Below are 1,798 nucleotides of genomic sequence, written 5' to 3'. Positions count from 1 at the left end.
TCGACAGCTCGACCCGGTAGTCGACCCGCTTGAGGTCGGGAGCGTGATCGCTGTGCGGCACGAGGAGATAGATGAACCCCGCCGCCAGCCCGATGTCGGCGGCGTCGACTACGGCCTCAACCACCTGTTCGCCGTCGCCTTCGGCCGCCGCAGCACCGCGATGCTGAACGTGCTCAACGGCCACTTCGGCGTGGGCGCGATCGCGGGGCCGGCTCTGGTGGGATGGCTCGGCGCCGAGCACTACCCAGGCATCTTCCTCGGACTCGCCGCCCTGTGCGTGCTCATCGTGTCCACTCTCGGCGGGGTGGCCTCCCGGGAGCCGGAACCCGTCGCCGCGACCGCGTCCTCCGGGACGGGCTCGCGCGTCGCGCCGGTCATCGCCGCGTTCATCGGCGTCTACGTGCTGCATGTCGCCATCGAGACCGGGGTCGGCGGATGGGAACCCACCCATCTGGAGGCCGTGGGCTACGCCGCCACGACCGCCGCCACCGCCACGTCCGCGTACTGGGCCGCCATGACCATCGGCCGCTTCGTCGTGGTCCCGCTCTGCCTGCGCCTCCCGGCGTCCGCGATCCTCACCGTGTGCTGCGCGGGCATGGCGGGATTCCTGCTGCTCGCGACCCTTCCCTCGGCGGCGCCCTACGCCTACTTCGGGGTCGGCCTCGCCATCGCGCCGATCTTCCCGACCTGTCTGCCCTGGCTGAACCGGTCGGTGCCGAGCGTCGGGGCCGCCGGCGCCTACGTGATGGCCGCGTCGATGGTCGGCGGCGTCGCCTTCCCGCCACTGCTCGGCGTGGTCATCGACGGCCTGGACGTCAGGGCGCTCCCGGCCGTCCTGTTCGCCCTGGCCGCCATCTGCCTGCTCATCAGTTTCCGGCTGCGCAGGAACGCCCCCGATCCGAACGGACCGTCCACCTCGGTCCCCGCCTCCGCCGGGACCACCAGCCCCTCGGAGGTGCATACGTGAAGGCCGTCCTCTTCGACATGTTCGGAGTCCTGGCCCGTGTCCAGTCCCCGCACTCCCAAGCCGTGATCGAACGAACAGCCGGTGTGAGCGGAAAGTGCTTCTGGGAGGCCTACTGGTCGCTGCGCCCGCCGTACGACCGCGGCCACGTCATGGGCCCCGCCTACTGGAAGAGCGTGGGCGAGCGGATCGGCACACCGTTCACCGGCCGGCAGATCCACGATCTGATCGCCGCCGACCTGGCCGGCTGGAGCGAGGTCGACGAGGAGAGCGTGGACTTCCTGGCCGAGCTGGACGGCCGGGGTCTGCGCCTCGGGCTTCTCTCCAACATCCCGGAGGAGCTCGCCGCCCACTACGAGGCCACCCATGAGTGGCTCGGACGGTTCAGCGTGCTCGGACTGTCCTGCCGGATCGGCAGCGCCAAACCGGACCCGGCCGCCTACGAGTGGTGCATCCGCGAACTGGGTCTGCCCGCCGAGGAGATCCTGTTCGTGGACGACCGCTCCGACAACGTTCTCGCCGCCCGTGAGGTCGGCCTGCGCGGCCACCTGTTCACGGGCGTCGCCGCCCTCGCCGAGGCACTGCGTGAGGCGAACACGTCGTGACGTCGCCGCATCTCCTCCCTGCCCTGCGGAGTGCGGGAGGAGGGGGATCTTGGGCCTGACCTTCTCGTCCGGGCGGCGGGGAAGGAAAAAGAAGAGAGGAGACGGAGGAGGGGCTTCTTCTCCCGGACGGCCCGGAGGAGAGTCTTCATCTCCCGGACCGCCCCTCCCGCCCCCGGTGCACCGGGGGCGGGAGGCAACGGCAACAGCCCGTCCGGCGGGGGCTGCAGCT

General features: G+C 71.0%; 2 protein-coding genes and 1 pseudogene. 2 read left to right on the top strand and 1 reads right to left on the bottom strand.

Annotation, left to right across the window (positions count from 1 at the left end):
• Window positions 1–124, bottom strand: a pseudogene (locus tag AB0H32_RS48225) (DUF4245 domain-containing protein); the annotation flags it as partial.
• 36 nt (window positions 125–160) lie between these two features.
• On the opposite strand from AB0H32_RS48225, the gene AB0H32_RS48220 reads away from it, so the two are divergent.
• The gene (locus tag AB0H32_RS48220; RefSeq protein WP_361136072.1) at window positions 161–967 is read left to right on the top strand and encodes an MFS transporter; all 807 of its coding nucleotides are present in this window, start codon (window positions 161–163) and stop codon (window positions 965–967) included.
• Complete coding sequence (locus tag AB0H32_RS48215; RefSeq protein ID WP_361136069.1) at window positions 964–1,569, top strand: HAD family phosphatase; 606 nt, start codon at window positions 964–966, stop codon at window positions 1,567–1,569. The genes AB0H32_RS48220 and AB0H32_RS48215 overlap by 4 nt, the downstream gene beginning before the upstream one ends.
• Window positions 1,570–1,798: the final 229 nt, after the last annotated feature.

It is taken from the genome of Streptomyces sp. NPDC020362 (assembly GCF_040642095.1).
Lineage (GTDB): Bacteria > Actinomycetota > Actinomycetes > Streptomycetales > Streptomycetaceae > Streptomyces.
Note: the sequence above shows the minus strand (reverse complement) of the source record. Positions and strands in the feature narration are given on the sequence as shown.